We start from the raw sequence: 15,965 nt of genomic DNA on the forward strand, positions 1-15,965 counted from the left end.
TTCCGTCGAGTGAGGAATGGGCGACATGCCTGAGTTCGAGTACGCCGATCTGCTCCCCATGGGAGAGGACACCACCCCCTACCGGCTGGTGACCTCCGAAGGTGTCTCCACCTTCGAGGCCGACGGGCGGACGTTCCTCAGGGTGGAGCCGGAGGCGCTGCGCAAGCTCGCCGAGGAGGCCATCCGCGACATCCAGCACTACCTGCGCCCCGCGCACCTGGCGCAGCTGCGCCGGATCATCGACGATCCGGAGGCGTCGGGCAACGACAAGTTCGTCGCCCTCGACCTGCTGAAGAACGCCAACATCGCGGCGGCGGGCGTGCTGCCGATGTGCCAGGACACCGGTACGGCGATCGTGATGGGCAAGCGCGGGCAGAACGTGCTGACGTCGGGCCGCGACGAGGAGGCCCTGAGCAAGGGCATCTACGACGCGTACCGGAACCTCAACCTGCGGTACTCGCAGATGGCTCCGCTCACCATGTGGGAGGAGAGGAACACCGGGTCCAACCTCCCCGCGCAGATAGAGCTGTACGCGGCGGACGGGGGCGCGTACAAGTTCCTGTTCATGGCCAAGGGCGGCGGGTCGGCCAACAAGTCGTTCCTCTACCAGGAGACCAAGGCCGTCCTGAACGAGGCCTCCATGATGAAGTTCCTGGAGGAGAAGATCCGGTCGCTGGGCACGGCCGCCTGTCCGCCGTACCACCTGGCGATCGTGGTGGGCGGTACGTCGGCCGAGTACGCGCTGAAGACCGCGAAGTACGCCTCCGCGCACTACCTGGACGAGATTCCCTCCGAGGGCTCCGCGCTCGGGAACGGCTTCCGGGACAAGGAGCTGGAGGAGAAGGTCTTCGAGCTGACGCAGAAGATCGGCATCGGGGCGCAGTTCGGGGGCAAGTACTTCTGCCACGACGTGCGGGTGGTGCGGCTGCCGCGGCACGGAGCCTCGTGTCCGGTCGCGATCGCGGTGTCCTGCTCGGCGGACCGGCAGGCGGTCGCGAAGATCACCGCGGAGGGCGTGTTCCTGGAGCAGCTGGAGACGGACCCGGCGCGGTTCCTGCCGGAGACGACGGACGAGCAGCTCGAGGCCGACGGGAACGTCGTGAAGGTCGACCTCAACCAGCCGATGGACGACATCCTCGCCGAGCTGACCAGGCACCCCGTCAAGACCCGGCTCTCGCTGACCGGGCCGCTGGTCGTGGCGCGGGACATCGCGCACGCGAAGATCAAGGAGCGGCTGGACGCGGGTGAGGAGATGCCGCAGTACCTGAAGGACCACCCGGTGTACTACGCCGGCCCGGCGAAGACGCCACAGGGGTACGCGTCGGGGTCGTTCGGGCCGACCACGGCCGGCCGGATGGACAGTTACGTGGAGCAGTTCCAGGCGGCGGGCGGGTCGCGGGTGATGCTGGCGAAGGGGAACCGGAGCAAGCAGGTCACCGACGCGTGCGCGGCGCACGGGGGGTTCTACCTGGGGTCGATCGGCGGGCCGGCGGCTCGGCTCGCGCAGGACTGCATCAAGAAGGTCGAGGTCGTCGAGTACGAGGAGCTGGGGATGGAGGCGGTCTGGAAGATCGAGGTCGAGGACTTCCCGGCGTTCGTCGTCGTGGACGACAAGGGCAACGACTTCTTCCAGGACCCGGCTCCGCAGCCGACGTTCACGTCGATTCCGGTGCGGGGGCCGGGGCTGGTGTAGCGCCGAAGGGGCGGCGGCTTTCGCCCCCGCCGCCCTTTCCCGCCCCTCCCGCCCCGGAAGCGGGGCTCCGCCCCGGACCCCGCTCCTCGCACGCCGGAGGGGCTGACTGCAGCCCCCGGGAAGGGGCGGCGGGCGTCGTCATGGCGCCGCTGTCCGTATAGCGGACCTCGTGTGCCACTTTCGGACAATCTGCGCTCCACCACGCCCATTCCGTTGACTGGCTCAACCATCACTGTGAGTCTTCTCGGCGCTCCGACATGCACATGCCATGTCAATCCTCGTGTGGCCGCCCCACGGCCACCTCCCGGAGGAGACCAGGTGAAACGAAGATTCGCCGTGGCGGGCTTCTCGCTCGCTGTCGTACTGAGCTGCGGAACGCTCCCCGCCGCGGCCGCCGACTCCGTGCCCGCCCCGGACACCACCCTCAGCGCGGCACCCGACATCGACGTCAGCAAGGTGAGGGCCCACCTCAGCGAACTGAGCGCCATCGCCGGGCGGAACGGCGGCAACCGCCGGTCCACCGGACAGGGGTACGACGACTCCGTCGCCTACCTGAAGGGCAGGCTCCAGGCGGCCGGCTACACCGTCACCGAGCAGCCGTGCACCTCCGGCTGCACCAGCGGGGCCGGACCCAACCTCATCGCCGAGTGGCCGGGGGGCGACGCCGCCAACGTCATCATGTTCGGCGCCCACCTCGACGGCGTCTCGGCCGGGCCCGGGATGAACGACAACGGCTCCGGTTCCGCCGCCCTGCTCGAGAACGCCCTGACGCTGGCCCAGCAGGACCCGGCCATGCGCAACCGGGTCCGCTTCGCCTGGTGGACCGACGAGGAGCAGGGACTCAACGGGTCCGACTTCTACGTGCGTTCGCTGTCGTCGGCGGAGCGCGCCAGGATCAAGGCGTACTACAACTTCGACATGATCGCCTCCACCAACGGCGGCTACTTCATCAACCACATCACCTCCGCCGCCGCCGCGCCGATGAAGGCCTACTGGGACTCGCTGGGCCTGCGGCCCGAGGAGAACACCGAGGGCGCCGGCCGCAGCGACGACTACTCCTTCGAGCGGTACGGGATCCCGACCTCCGGATACGCCATGGGCGCCAGTGCCCGCAAGACCTCCGCGCAGGCCGCCAAGTGGGGCGGGACCGCCGGGTCCGGGTACGACCCCTGCTACCACCGGTCCTGCGACACCCTCAGCAACATCAACACCACCGGCCTGGACCGCGCCGCCGACGGCATCGCGTACACCCTCTGGCAGCGGGCCGTGGACACCGGAACCGGCGGCGGCGAGTGCGACACCGCCGGCGCCGTCGGCAACGGCGGTTTCGAGAGCGGGACCTCGCCGTGGACCGGGAACACCGGCACCATCGGCGCCCACGCGGGCCACCCGGCGCACAGCGGGACCCGCTTCGCCCTGCTCGGAGGGAACGGGTCGACGAGCACCGAGTCGGTCAGCCAGACGGTGACCGTGCCGGCCGGGTGCTCCCGGGCGTCGCTGAGCTACTGGCTGCGCATCGACACCGACGAGTCGGGCTCCCGCGCCTACGACCGGTTCACCGTGAAGGCCGGCGGCACCACGCTCGCCACGCTGTCCAACGTCGACGCCGGCAGCGGCTACGTGCAGCGGTCGGCCGACCTGTCGGCCTACGCCGGGCAGACGGTGACCCTAACCTTCACCGCCACCGAGGACTACAGCCTGCGGACCGGCTTCCTGCTGGACGACGTGACCCTGAGCAGCGGCTGACCTTCCCCCCACGGGTCCTCCGCCCCGCCGCGCTCCCCCGCGCGGCGGGGCGGAGGACGCTCACGGGAATACGCTCGTCGTGGACCGCTGCTGTGCATCCTCGGAGGTACGAGATGACGACCACGGACGACGACCGCGACGACCGCACCACCCCCGCCTACCGCGTCGAGCACGACTCCATGGGCGAGGTGAGGGTCCCCGCCGACGCCAAGTGGCGCGCGCAGACCCAGCGCGCCGTGGAGAACTTCCCGGTCTCCGGACAGCGCCTGGAGCGCGCCCACATCGAGGCGCTGGCCCGGATCAAGGGCGCCGCGGCCGAGGTGAACGCCCGGCTCGGGGTGCTGGACAGGGACATCGCCGAGGCGATCCGGGAGGCGGCCGGCGAGGTCGCCGAAGGACGGTGGGACGCGCACTTCCCGGTGGACGTGTTCCAGACCGGGTCCGGGACCTCGTCCAACATGAACACCAACGAGGTCCTCGCCACCCTCGCCACCGAACGCCTGGGCCGGGACGTGCACCCCAACGACCACGTCAACGCCTCGCAGTCGTCCAACGACGTGTTCCCCTCCTCCCTCCACATCGCCGCGACCGCCGCCGTCACCCGCGATCTGATCCCGGCCCTCGGCCACCTCGCCGCCGCGCTGGAGCGCAAGGCGGAGGAGTTCGCCGACGTGGTGAAGTCCGGGCGGACCCATCTGATGGACGCCACGCCGGTGACCCTCGGTCAGGAGTTCGGCGGATACGCGGCCCAGGTCCGGTACGGGATCGAGCGGCTGAACGCCTCCCTGCCCCGCCTCGCCGAGCTGCCGCTGGGCGGCACCGCCGTCGGTACCGGCATCAACACCCCGCCGGGATTCTCCGCCGCCGTCATCGAGGAGGTCGCCCGCACCACCGGGCTGCCGCTCACCGAGGCGCGCGACCACTTCGAGGCGCAGGGCGCCCGGGACGGCGTCGTGGAGACCAGCGGCCAGCTGCGGACCATCGCCGTCGGCCTGACGAAGATCGCCAACGATGTGCGGTGGATGGCGTCCGGACCGCGTACCGGCCTCGCCGAGATCAGCCTGCCCGATCTCCAGCCCGGCTCCTCGATCATGCCGGGCAAGGTCAACCCGGTGATCCCGGAGGCCGTCCTCATGGTCTGCGCGCAGGTCACCGGCAACGACGCGACCGTCGCCGCCGCCGGGGCCTCGGGCAACTTCGAGCTCAACGTGATGCTTCCGGTCATCGCGAAGAACGTGCTGGAGTCGGTGCGGCTCCTCGCGAACGTCTCCCGGCTCTTCGCCGACCGCACGGTCGACGGGATCGTCGCCGACCGGGAGCGGGCCCGGGAGTACGCCGAGTCCTCGCCGTCCGTGGTCACCCCGCTCAACAAGTACATCGGTTACGAGGAGGCCGCCAAGGTCGCCAAGAAGTCCCTCGCGGAGCGGAGGACCATCCGTCAGGTGGTCCTGGACGGCGGCTATGTCGAGCGCGGCGACCTCACCGTCGAACAGCTCGACGAGGCGCTGGACGTCCTGCGGATGACGCGCCCGTAAAGCATGGCGAGCCGGGCCCGAGCCGTGGCGGGCACCCGCGGCGTCGTATGCCCCGGGCACCTAAAATGCGCGCATGACGGAGGGCGGAGCGAGTATGGGCGAACCCGCGGACAGGACGGCCGGCCACTGGGCGCCCGGGACGCAGATTCTGTGGCGGTACCGGGAGAACGGCGGCGCTCGTATTCATATCGCGCGCCCCGTCACGGTCGTGCGCGACGATCAGGACCTGCTCGCCGCCTGGCTGGCACCCGGCACCGAGTGCGTGAGACCGGTGCTCGCCGACGGTACGCCTGTGCACCGGGAGCCGCTCGGCACCCGGTACACCAAGCCGCGCACCGTCAGCCGGGGCCACTGGTTCGGCACCGGGGTGCTGAAGCTGGCCCGGCCGGGCGAGCCCTGGTCGGTGTGGCTGTTCTGGGACCCGGACTGGCGGTTCAAGAACTGGTACGTGAATCTTGAGGAGCCGCTGATCCGCTGGGCGGGCGGAGTGGACTCCGAGGATCATTTCCTGGACATCTCCGTGCACCCGGACCGCGGCCTGCACTGGCGGGACGAGGACGAGTTCGCACAGGCCCAGCGGGACGGGCTGATGGACTCCGCGCTGGCCGGCAGGGTGCGGGAGGCCGGGCGTGCCGCCGCCCGGGTGATCGACGCCTGGGGTCCGCCGTTCTCGGACGGCTGGGAGAACTGGCGCCCGGACCCGTCCTGGGGGGTACCGTCACTGCCACGGGACTGGGACCGCACTCCGGCGCATGTGTCCTCGTGAGACCCTTGCTGCGCCCCGGGGCAGGAAACGTAGGATCGTCCTCCGCAAGGACGCGGGGCGACAACCGCCGGAGCGCGCGCTGGGCTTGACCAAACGTCACCGAGGGGCGGCAGGACGTGAGCGAGGGGTACGGAAACACCGGTACGGGCCGGGGACGAGCGGCCGGCGGAGCGGCGACACCTCCTGACAGCACGCCGAATCCGTTCCGGGGGCGGGTAATCCGGGTATCGGAGTTTCGGCGGGACGAACCGCGCGCACGGCGTGCGCCGGACGGATGGACTCGACACGCGTGACGGAGCAGCCGACCTCCTTCGAACGCCCGCAGCCGGGCGTCGACCCCGTGGATCCCCGCGGGGCGCTCCCGCGACCCCCGTCACCGGCGCGTGTGCCGGGCACGGGAGCCGCCTTACCGGTACAGAGCCACTCCGGTGGTGAACCCCCCGCGCCCGGAACCGCCGCGCCGGGGCCGGCGTCGGCGGGGCCCCCGGAGGCCGCGTCGGCCGAGACGGTGACACCGGGCCCCGCGGCGGCGCCCGGCTCCGAGCACTCCCAGGGGTCCGGGCAGGGCACGGGGCCGGACACGCACCGGCCGCGTCCCGTGCCGGAGAGCATCCCGGCCCAGCCGGCCGCGGGCCAGGACCGTCCGGAGCGGGCACCGGAGGGCAAGGAGCGCCGCAGCGGGCAGGTCACGCAGCCCGGACGGCCGACGCCGATGCGGCGGGACGGTGACCGGCTGCGGTTCGTCGGCGCGGCTACCCGGCGGATCGCCCGCGGTATCGACCTGGACGAGATCGTGATGGGGCTGTGCCGGGCCACCGTGCCCACCTTCTCCGACGCGATCCTGGTCTATCTGCGTGACCCGCTGCCGGTCGGCGACGAGCGGCCCACCGGCCCGCTGGTGCTGCGGCTGCGCCGCACCGACCGGATCCCGGCGGAGCGGGACACCGAGGGCGGCTTCATGCCGGTCGCCGCCCCGCCCGAGCCCTCCGAGCTGGACTCGGTCGGCGAGGAGCTCTGCACGGTACGGCCCGGCAGCGCGCTCGCCGAGGTGCTGCGCGGTGTGCGTCCGGTCTTCACGGACGCCCCGGCCGCCCGGGCCGCGCTGCCCGAACTCCTCGGCGCGGACGGCGCGTCGGCCGTTCCGGACGGACAGCGGGCGATCCTCGCGCCGCTGCGCGGCCGGCGCCGCGTGATCGGCGCGGCGCTGTTCCTGCGCCGCCCGGAGCGCATCCCGTTCGAGGCCGACGACCTGCTGGTCGCCGCCCAGCTCGCCACGCACAGCGCCCTCGGGATCGACAAGGCGGTGCTGTACGGGCGTGAGGCGTACATCGCGGACGAGCTGCAGCGCACGATGCTGCCGGAGACCCTGCCGCGCTGCACCGGGGTACGGCTGGCCTCGCGCTATCTGCCGGCCGCCGAGACCGCGCGGGTCGGCGGTGACTGGTACGACGCGATCCCGCTGCCGGGCAGCCGGGTGGCGCTGGTGGTCGGCGACGTGATGGGGCACTCCATGACCTCGGCGGCGATCATGGGCCAGCTGCGCACCACCGCGCAGACCCTGGCCGGGCTGGACCTGCCGCCGCAGGAGGTTCTGCACCACCTCGACGAGCAGGCGCAGCGGCTCGGCGTGGACCGCATGGCGACCTGCCTCTACGCGGTGTACGACCCGGTATCGCACCGCATCACCATCGCCAACGCCGGTCATCCGCCGCCCATTCTGCTGGAACTGGGCGGCCGTGCCGAGGTGCTGCGGGTGCCCGCGGGCGCGCCGATCGGTGTGGGCGGGGTGGACTTCGAGGCCGTGGAGCTGGACGCGCCCGCCGGGGCGACCCTGCTGCTCTACACCGACGGCCTGGTGGAGTCGCGGCTGCGGGACGTGTGGACCGGTATCGAGCAGCTGCGCGAGAAGCTCGCCGCGACCGCGCAGCTGACCGGCGCGGACCATCCGCCGCCGCTGGAGGCGCTGTGCGACGAGGTGCTCGACATGCTCGGTCCGGGCGACCGGGACGACGACATCGCGCTGCTCGCCGCCCGGTTCGACGGGATCGCGCCGAGCGATGTGGCGTACTGGTTCCTGGAGCCGGAGGACGCGGCCCCCGGCCGGGCCCGCCGTCTCGCCCGGCGGGCGCTGTCCCGCTGGGGCATGGAGGACATGAGCGACTCCGTGGAGCTGCTGGTCAGCGAGGTGGTGACGAACGCGGTGCGGTACGCCACGCGGCCGGTCACGCTGCGGCTGCTGCGCACGGACGTGCTGCGCTGCGAGGTCGGTGACGACGTGCCGCAGCTGCCCCGGCTGCGGCAGGCGCGGGCCACGGACGAGGGCGGGCGCGGGCTGTACCTGGTGAACCGGCTGGCCCGGCGCTGGGGCGCGACCCGGCTGAGCACGGGCAAGGTGGTGTGGTTCGAGCTGAACCACGGCTGAGCCGGCGTGGACGGCCCCTGAACGCCGTCCACACGCCGTCCACACGCCGTCGTACGACAGGAGGGGCGCCCGGTGTGGTCACCGGGTGCCCCTCCTGCGTGCCGTCTGCCGGTTCAGCGCCTGCCGTCTACTGGTCGGCGCCGAACTGCGGGTCCTCCGGGTCGTCCGGGTCTCCCGGGATGCCGAAGGTGGGCGAGTTCGAGGGCGTCTTCGTCGGCGGCTCCGACGTCGGCGGCTCGGACGTCGGCGGCTCGGAGGTCGGCGGCGCGGAGGTGGTCTCCGGCGGCGCGGAGGTGGTGGGCGCCTCGCTCGTCGGCTCCCGGCTCGGGGTGCTGGAGGACGACTCGGTGGCCGACGGCGTCCGGGTCGGCTTCACGGCCGCGCCCTGCTTGGTGTCCAGGTCGAACCTGCTGACCTCGTCCATGACGCCGAAGGTGTAGGCGGCCCAGATCTCGGCGGGGAAGCCACCGCCGTTGACGCGGTGGTCGACGCCGCCGGCCTTGTACATCGGCACCTGCTTGTGCGGCGGCTTGTCGTCCTCGCCGAACAGGCCGACCGAGGTGACCAGTTCGGGGGTGTAGCCGGTGAACCAGGCCGACCTGTTGTTGTCGGAGGTACCCGTCTTGCCCGCGACCTGCTGGCCGTCGCGCAGCGGGTTCTCCCGTACGGACTGCCTGGCCGTACCGTCGTCGACCACGCCGGTGAGCACGGAGGTCACCGTGTCGGCCGCCTCGCGGCTGATGACCTGCTCGCCGACCGGGTCGGGGAACTCGATCGTGCGGTCGTTGTGTTCGGCCGACTTCACCATGGCCGGGGCGACCTTCCTGCCGTGGTTGGCGAGGGTGGCGTAGACGCCCGCCATCTCCAGCGGGCTGGCGCCCATACTGCCCAGGGTCTGCGCGGGCACGGCCTCCATGCCCTCGGTCTCCATGCCGAGCTCGCCCGCGACCTTGACGACCTCGGGCATGCCGACGTCGATGCCCATCTGCGCGAAGACCGAGTTGACGGACTTGTTCATCGCCTCCTGGACGGTGACGTCGCCGTAGTCCACGTCGTCCTCGTTCGGCGGGGCGAAGCCGACCTCGCGGTCGCCGTCCTTCACGGGGCGCTCGCTCGTACCGTCGTAAAGGGTCTCGGCCGTGATCGGCACGCCGTCCTGGGTCTCGGCGTCCTGGTCCACGGCGGCGGCGAGGATCACCGGCTTGAAGGTGGAGGCCGGCTGGTACTCGTCCCGGGTGGCGTTGTTGCGGAAGTGCTTCACGTAGTCCACGCCGCCGTACATCGCCACGACCGCGCCCGTCTTCGGGTCCACGGAGACGGCACCGGCCTGGACGTCGGCGTCGACCTCGCGCTTGTCGGGGTCGAGCTTGCTGGTGAGGCGGGCCTTGACCGCCTTCTCCAGCGCGGTCTGCTTCTTCTTGTCGATGTTGAGCGTGACGGTGTAGCCGCCGAGGTCCACCAGGGCCTTGGCCTGCTCCATGTCCTCCGCCGCGCCCTGGGCGACGAGCTGCTGCTTGAGCGCGTTGTTGGCCGCCTCGACCAGGTAGCCCGTCTGCCCCTCCAGGCCGGGAGCGGCCTTGGGCTCCTTGGGCACCGGGAACTTCATTCCCTGGCGCTCCGCCCCGTCCAGCCACTCCTGCTCGACCATGTTGTCGAGCACGTAGTTCCAGCGCTCCTGGACCAGCTTCTTGCCGGTCTCGCCGGCGATCGCCCAGTCGTACTGGTTCGGCGCCTGGAGCAGGGCGGCGAGGTAGGCGCCCTGCTCGACCGTCAGGTCCTCGGCGTCGACGCGGTAGTAGGCCTGGGCGGCGGCCTGGACGCCGTAGGCGCCGCGGCCGTAGTAGCTGGTGTTGATGTAGCCGGCGAGGATGTAGTCCTTGGACTTCTCCCGGTCCAGCTTCAGGGAGATGACCAGTTCCTTCATCTTGCGGGTGACGGTCTGTTCCTGCGTCAGGTAGTAGTTCTTGACGTACTGCTGGGTGATCGTCGAGCCGCCCTGCGCGCCCTTGCCGGAGAGCGTGTTGAGCAGGCCGCGCGTGGTGCCCTTGAGGTCGACGCCGGAGTCCTTGTAGAAGGACTTGTTCTCGGCGGCGACGAAGGTGCGCTGGACGTCCTTGGGGACCCTGGCCAGGTCGACGATGTCCCGGTTGTAGCCCCTGCGGGCCATGATCGAGCCGTCGCTGTACTTGTAGACGTTGCCCTGGAGTTCGGCCTCGGCGTTCCCCTCGGGGATGTCGATCACCATGTACAGCACGATGAAGGCGCCCATGCCGAGCAGGCAGAGGCCGAAGAAGGTGCCGACGATCTTCTTCCAGGTGAAGAGCCGGCGTATGCCGCTGCGGCCGGTCGCGCCCGACGAACGGCCGCCCCTGGGTGCCGCACGGCGTCCGCCGCGCTGTCGTGCGCGTCTTTCTTCCGCTCGTCCCATACGCCCGTTCCGCTCCGCTTCGTTCATGTGTGCTCGACTGCCACACAGGTTCGCCGCTCAGGTCAGCTCAGAAAACTAACACCGGGAGCTATGACAAAGGGCTGCCGATCCGGCCTTTACGGACGTGACAATCAGCACCCACCCCTACTGAAGCGACGTACGAGAGGCGTACGGGGTTGCTGTGATGGGGTAAAGTGCTATCACTTAGATAGGCAGGCGCTAGCCCTCACGACCCCGTGCGGGAGCGCCCCGGGAAACGGGGGATCACCCATGTCCGCACAGGACACCAAGGTCACGGCCGATGTACCGGCGATGCCGGCCCCGCGTGTGCGGGAGACCCCGGCCCACAGCATCGGCGGCGGGCTGGCACTGACGCTCGGGCTGGCCGGGCTGCTCGCCGGCACGGCGATGATCATCTCCGCCACCGCGGTCGCCGCGACCGGCGCGAAGGCCGCGCTGATCGCCGGCGGCATCCTGATCGCGATCGCCGCGTTCCTCGCGATGTGCGGGCTGAACATGGTGGCGCCGGGCGAGGCCCGGGTGGTGCAGCTCTTCGGCCGCTACCGGGGCACGATCCGCCAGGACGGTCTGCGATGGGTGAACCCCTTCACCTCGCGCACCAAGATCTCCACCCGCGTACGCAACCACGAGACCGCCGTACTGAAGGTGAACGACGCCTACGGCAACCCGATCGAGCTGGCCGCGGTCGTGGTGTGGCGGGTCGAGGACACCGCGCAGGCCACCTTCGAGGTCGACGACTACATCGAGTTCGTCTCCACGCAGACCGAGGCGGCCGTGCGGCACATCGCCATCGAGTACCCCTACGACGCCCATGACGTGGAAGGCCTCTCGCTGCGCGGCAACGCCGAGGAGATCACCGAGAAGCTCGCCGTCGAACTGCGCGCACGGGTGGACGCGGCCGGTGTGCAGATCATCGAGTCCCGCTTCACGCACCTCGCCTACGCGCCCGAGATCGCCTCGGCGATGCTCCAGCGGCAGCAGGCCGGTGCGGTCGTGGCGGCGCGCCAGCAGATCGTGGAGGGCGCCGTGGGCATGGTCGAGTCGGCACTGGCACGGATCCAGGAGCAGGACATCGTGGACCTCGACCCGGAGCGGAAGGCGGCGATGGTGTCCAACCTGATGGTGGTCCTCTGCGGTGACCGCTCCGCGCAGCCGGTCCTCAACACGGGGACGCTCTACCAGTGACGGCCCCGTCCGGGGGCCCGGCCCCCCAGGGCCGGCCGCAGCGCAAGCAGGTGCTGCTGCGGCTCGACCCGTCGGTGTACGAGGCGCTGGCGCGCTGGGCCAACGACGAGCTGCGCTCCGCGAACGCGCAGATCGAGTTCCTGCTGCGGCGCGCCCTGTCCGAGGCGGGGCGGCTTCCGGGCGAGGCGGGGCCGATGCCCCGCCGCGGACGGCCGCCCGGCGGTTCCGCCCCCGGACCCCCACCGGCCTGACGGCCGCACCTCCGCACCCCCACACCCCCGCGAGCCCGCCAGGACCGATCGGTCCCGGCGGGCTCGCGGTCTCGGCAGGCCCTGCGATCCCGGCAGATCCCGCGATCCCGGCGGGCCCCGTGGGCCCCGTGGGCCCCGTGGGCCCCGTGGGCCCCGTGGGCCCCGTGGGCCCCGTGGGCCCCGTGGGCCCCGTGGACTCCGTGGGCCCCGTGGACTCCGTGGGCCCCGTGGACTCCGTGGGCTCGGTAGCGGAACCGTGACATTCGGCTCCCACCTGGAGGTTCGTACCCGGGGCCACCCTCTACACACCGAGCGTATACACCGTGCGTATACATGGTGTGTAGAGTGCTCCGCATGTCCATCGGTCACACCCTCCTGGGACTCCTGGAGTCCGGCCCGCGCCATGGTTACGACCTGAAGCGGGCTTTCGACGAGAAGTTCGGTCACGACCGGCCGCTGCACTACGGCCAGGTCTATTCGACGATGTCCCGCCTGCTGAAGAACGGACTCGTCGAAGTCGACGGCATCGAGGCCGGCGGCGGCCCCGAGCGCAAGCGGTACGCGATCACCGATGCCGGCATCACCGATGTCGAGCGCTGGCTCGCCACACCGGAGAAGCCGGAGCCGTACCTCCAGTCGACCCTCTACACCAAGGTCGTCCTGGCGCTGCTCACCAGCCGCGACGCGTCCGAGGTCCTCGACACGCAGCGCTCGGAGCATCTGCGCGGCATGCGGATCCTCACCGACCGCAAGCGCGGCGGCGACCTCGCCGACCAGCTCATCTGCGACCACGCCCTGTTCCACCTCGAGGCCGATCTGCGCTGGCTCGAGCTGACCGCGGCACGACTCGACAAGCTCCGTGAGGCGGTGGCCCGATGACCACGTCCGTTCCCCCCGGCTCCCTCCTCGTCGCGCAGGACCTGCGCAAGGCCTACGGCCCGACCACCGCGCTCGACGGCGCCGGCTTCTCCATCCACCCCGGCGAGGTCGTCGCCGTGATGGGGCCCTCCGGCTCGGGCAAGTCGACACTGCTGCACTGCCTCGCCGGGATCGTCACCCCCGACTCCGGGTCGATCACGTACGACGGGCGCGAGCTGACCGCCATGAGCGACAGCGAGCGCAGCGCGCTGCGGCGCTCGGAGTTCGGCTTCGTGTTCCAGTTCGGTCAGCTCGTACCGGAACTCACCTGTGTGGAGAACGTCGCCCTGCCGCTGCGGCTGAACGGCACGCCCCGCAAGGAGGCCGAGCGGGCCGCGCTGACCTGGATGCAGCGCCTCGAGGTCGACGACGTCCGCGGGAAGCGGCCCGGCGAGGTGTCCGGCGGCCAGGGGCAGCGGGTCGCCGTGGCCCGCGCACTGGTCACCGACCCGCGGCTGCTGTTCGCGGACGAACCGACCGGCGCGCTGGACTCCCTCAACGGCGAGCGCGTGATGGAACTGCTCACCGACGCCGCCCGGTCCTCCAACGCCGCCGTCGTCCTCGTCACGCACGAGGCGCGGGTGGCCGCGTACTCCGACCGCGAAGTCGTCGTGCGGGACGGCAGGTCCCGGGACATGGAGCGGGCCGTATGAGTGCGCAGCAGTGGGCGCGCGATCTCGGCATGGGGCTCCGGTTCGCCTTCGCCGGCGGCCGCGAGGGCTGGACCCGGGCGCTGCTGACCGCCGTCGGGGTCGGGCTGGGGGTGGCGCTGCTGCTGCTCACCACCGCCCTGCCCGGCGCGCTGGCGGAACGCGACCGGCGGGGGGAGGCACGGCTCAACTTCACCTACGGCGAGCAGATCCCGCGCGCCGACGACACCCTGATGACCGCGGACACCAACACGCAGTTCGACGGCCGGGACATCCGCGGCCGGCTGCTGGAGCCGGAGGGCGACAAGGCCCCGCTGCCACCGGGCCTGCGGGAGTTCCCGGCGACGGACGAGATGGTGGTCTCCCCCGCGCTGAAGGAACTGCTCGACTCCGGCGACGGTGAACTGCTCCGCGAGCGGCTGCCGTACGACATCACGGGGACGATCGGCGAGCAGGGACTGATCGGCTCGCAGGAACTCGCCTACTACGCGGGCACCGAGGGCCTCGCGGCGCGGGCCGGCGACGGGCAGGTGGGCCGTATCGACTCCTTCGGGGATCCCAACCCGACGGAGGAGGAGATGGACCCGGTCCTCATGCTGCTGATCCTGGTCGTCTTCGTGGTGCTGCTGATGCCGGTCGCCGTGTTCATCGCCGCGGCCGTACGGTTCGGCGGCGAACGGCGCGACCGCAGGCTGGCCGCGCTGCGGCTGGTCGGCTCCGACGGCGGCATGACCCGGCGGATCGCCGCCGGCGAGGCACTCGGCGGGGCGCTGCTCGGGCTGGTGTTCGGCACCGTGTTCTTCCTCGCGGGGCGGGAGTTCGCGGCATCCGTCGAGGTGTTCCGGATCAGTGTCTTCCCGAGCTATCTGAACCCCTCACCGCTGCTGGCGCTGCTGGTCGCGGTGGCGGTTCCGGCGGCCGCGGTGCTGGTGACCCTGCTGGCGCTGCGCGGGGTGGTCATCGAGCCGCTGGGCGTGGTGCGCACGGCGCGGCCGGCCCGCCGCAGGCTGTGGTGGCGGCTGCTGTTCCCGCTGGCGGGCGTCATCATGCTCTTCCCCATGCTCGGCCAGGGCCGGGAGAACGGGGAGTTCAACGGATACCTGGTCACCGGCGGTGTCATCTGTCTGCTCGTCGGCGTCACCGCGCTGCTGCCGTGGTTCGTGGAGACGGTCGTCGCCCGGCTCGGCTCCGGCAACGTGTCCTGGCAACTGGCGGTACGGCGCCTGCAGCTCAGCAGCGGTGCGGCGGCGCGCATGGTCAACGGCATCGCCGTGGCCGTGGCCGGCGCGATCGCGCTGCAGATGCTGTTCGCCGGCGTGGAGGGCGACTACACCAAGGAGACCGGCTACGACGTGTCGCTGGCGCAGATGCAGATCCGCGTGCCGAAGGGCACGGAGATCGACGCGGCCACCGCGAGGCTCGAGGAGACCAAGGGCGTCCGCAAGGTCTACCCGCTGTCCGACGCGTACGCCGGCGACCAGCCCTGGGCCGAGAGCCCGGAGCGCGGTGCCGAGCTGACCATCGGTGACTGCGCGACCCTGCGCAAGGTGGCGAAGCTGCCCTCGTGCGCGGACGGGGACGCGTTCGCGCTCCGGGGCGGTGAGTACGACACGGACACCCCGTCGTTGAGCAGGCCGGGCCAGAAGCTGTATGTGGAGAGGTTCGTCGGCGACACCAGGACGGAGGACGCCGTGTGGACCGTCCCCCGGACGCTGCGGCAGGCCGACTCCATCGAGGACCCGACCGGCACCAGGCGCGGCGGCTTCCTGCTGACCTGGGGCGCGACGCCCGCGGGCCTGGCGGAAGCGTCCAAGGGCCAGCTGTATCTGTCCATCGACGACTCGGTGCCGTACGCCCGTGAGCACGTGCGCAACACGGCTGCCGCGATCGACCCGCTGGCCGATCCGCTGACATGGTCCATGACCGAGCGCTCCGAGCGCTACGACACCATCCGCACGGGGCTGTTCGTCGGCGCCGCCGCCGTACTGGCGCTGATCGGGGCCAGCCTGCTGGTCTCCCAGCTGGAGCAGCTGCGCGAGCGCCGCAAGCTGCTGGCCGCCCTGGTCGCCTTCGGCACCCGGCGGCGCACGCTGAGCCTGTCCGTGCTGTGGCAGACGGCGATCCCGATCGGTCTGGGCCTGCTGCTGGCCTCGGTGGTGGGGATGGCCCTGGGAGCCGTGCTGCTGCGGATGACCTCGACCCCGGTCACCGTGCACTGGCCGAGCGTCTTCCAGATGACCGGCATCGGCGCGGCGGTCGTCCTGGTGGTGACTCTGCTGAGCCTCCCCCCGCTGCTGCGCATGATGCGCCCGGACGGCCTGCGCACGGAGTAGGCCCGGTGCGCGGAGCG

11 protein-coding genes are annotated in these 15,965 nt (G+C 71.5%); 10 read left to right on the forward strand and 1 reads right to left on the reverse strand.

Translation table 11 applies throughout. The features are described from left to right. Nucleotides 1–16: 16 nt before the first annotated feature. The 5 genes from HTV45_RS11645 (at nt 17) to HTV45_RS11665 (ending at nt 8,162) form a co-directional block, all read left to right on the forward strand. Nucleotides 17–1,693, forward strand: a complete 1,677-nt coding sequence (locus HTV45_RS11645; RefSeq protein ID WP_215205622.1) for a fumarate hydratase — start codon at nt 17–19, stop codon at nt 1,691–1,693. Between the two features lie 318 nt (nt 1,694–2,011). Next, nucleotides 2,012–3,439 (forward strand): M28 family peptidase, encoded by a 1,428-nt coding sequence (locus HTV45_RS11650; RefSeq protein ID WP_215205623.1) that lies wholly within the window; start codon nt 2,012–2,014, stop codon nt 3,437–3,439. A gap of 113 nt (nt 3,440–3,552) precedes the next feature. Beyond that, nucleotides 3,553–4,974 carry an aspartate ammonia-lyase gene (locus HTV45_RS11655; protein WP_215205624.1) on the forward strand — a complete coding sequence of 474 codons (1,422 nt, stop codon included), beginning with the start codon at nt 3,553–3,555 and terminating at the stop codon, nt 4,972–4,974. A gap of 73 nt (nt 4,975–5,047) precedes the next feature. Beyond that, nucleotides 5,048–5,740 (forward strand): DUF402 domain-containing protein, encoded by a 693-nt coding sequence (locus HTV45_RS11660; protein WP_215205625.1) that lies wholly within the window; start codon nt 5,048–5,050, stop codon nt 5,738–5,740. Between the two features lie 274 nt (nt 5,741–6,014). After that, nucleotides 6,015–8,162: a SpoIIE family protein phosphatase gene (locus tag HTV45_RS11665; protein ID WP_215205626.1), complete on the forward strand. Its 2,148-nt coding sequence runs from the start codon at nt 6,015–6,017 to the stop codon at nt 8,160–8,162. Between the two features lie 127 nt (nt 8,163–8,289). Here the strand turns inward: HTV45_RS11665 and HTV45_RS11670 are convergent, their stop codons facing one another. After that, on the reverse strand, nt 8,290–10,590 hold the full coding sequence (locus HTV45_RS11670) for a transglycosylase domain-containing protein (protein WP_215205627.1): 2,301 nt from the start codon (nt 10,588–10,590) through the stop codon (nt 8,290–8,292). A 270-nt stretch (nt 10,591–10,860) separates the two neighbouring features. On the opposite strand from HTV45_RS11670, the gene HTV45_RS11675 reads away from it, so the two are divergent. From HTV45_RS11675 to HTV45_RS11695, 5 genes are all read left to right on the forward strand, one after another. Next, the gene (locus HTV45_RS11675; protein ID WP_215205628.1) at nt 10,861–11,796 is read left to right on the forward strand and encodes an SPFH domain-containing protein; all 936 of its coding nucleotides are present in this window, start codon (nt 10,861–10,863) and stop codon (nt 11,794–11,796) included. Continuing rightward, nucleotides 11,793–12,047 carry a hypothetical protein gene (locus HTV45_RS11680; protein WP_215205629.1) on the forward strand — a complete coding sequence of 85 codons (255 nt, stop codon included), beginning with the start codon at nt 11,793–11,795 and terminating at the stop codon, nt 12,045–12,047. The genes HTV45_RS11675 and HTV45_RS11680 overlap by 4 nt, the downstream gene beginning before the upstream one ends. A gap of 354 nt (nt 12,048–12,401) precedes the next feature. Continuing rightward, the gene (locus tag HTV45_RS11685; RefSeq protein ID WP_215205630.1) at nt 12,402–12,926 is read left to right on the forward strand and encodes a PadR family transcriptional regulator; all 525 of its coding nucleotides are present in this window, start codon (nt 12,402–12,404) and stop codon (nt 12,924–12,926) included. Continuing rightward, entirely contained in the window at nt 12,923–13,618 is a 696-nt protein-coding gene (locus HTV45_RS11690) for an ABC transporter ATP-binding protein (protein WP_215205631.1), read from the forward strand. Before HTV45_RS11685 ends, HTV45_RS11690 begins: the two co-directional genes overlap by 4 nt. Continuing rightward, on the forward strand, nt 13,615–15,948 hold the full coding sequence (locus HTV45_RS11695) for an ABC transporter permease (protein ID WP_215205632.1): 2,334 nt from the start codon (nt 13,615–13,617) through the stop codon (nt 15,946–15,948). Before HTV45_RS11690 ends, HTV45_RS11695 begins: the two co-directional genes overlap by 4 nt. The last annotated feature ends 17 nt before the right edge of the window (nt 15,949–15,965 follow it).

Origin of the sequence: Streptomyces sp. CHD11 (assembly GCF_018638295.1) — a bacterium.
Classification (GTDB): Bacteria; Actinomycetota; Actinomycetes; order Streptomycetales; family Streptomycetaceae; genus Streptomyces.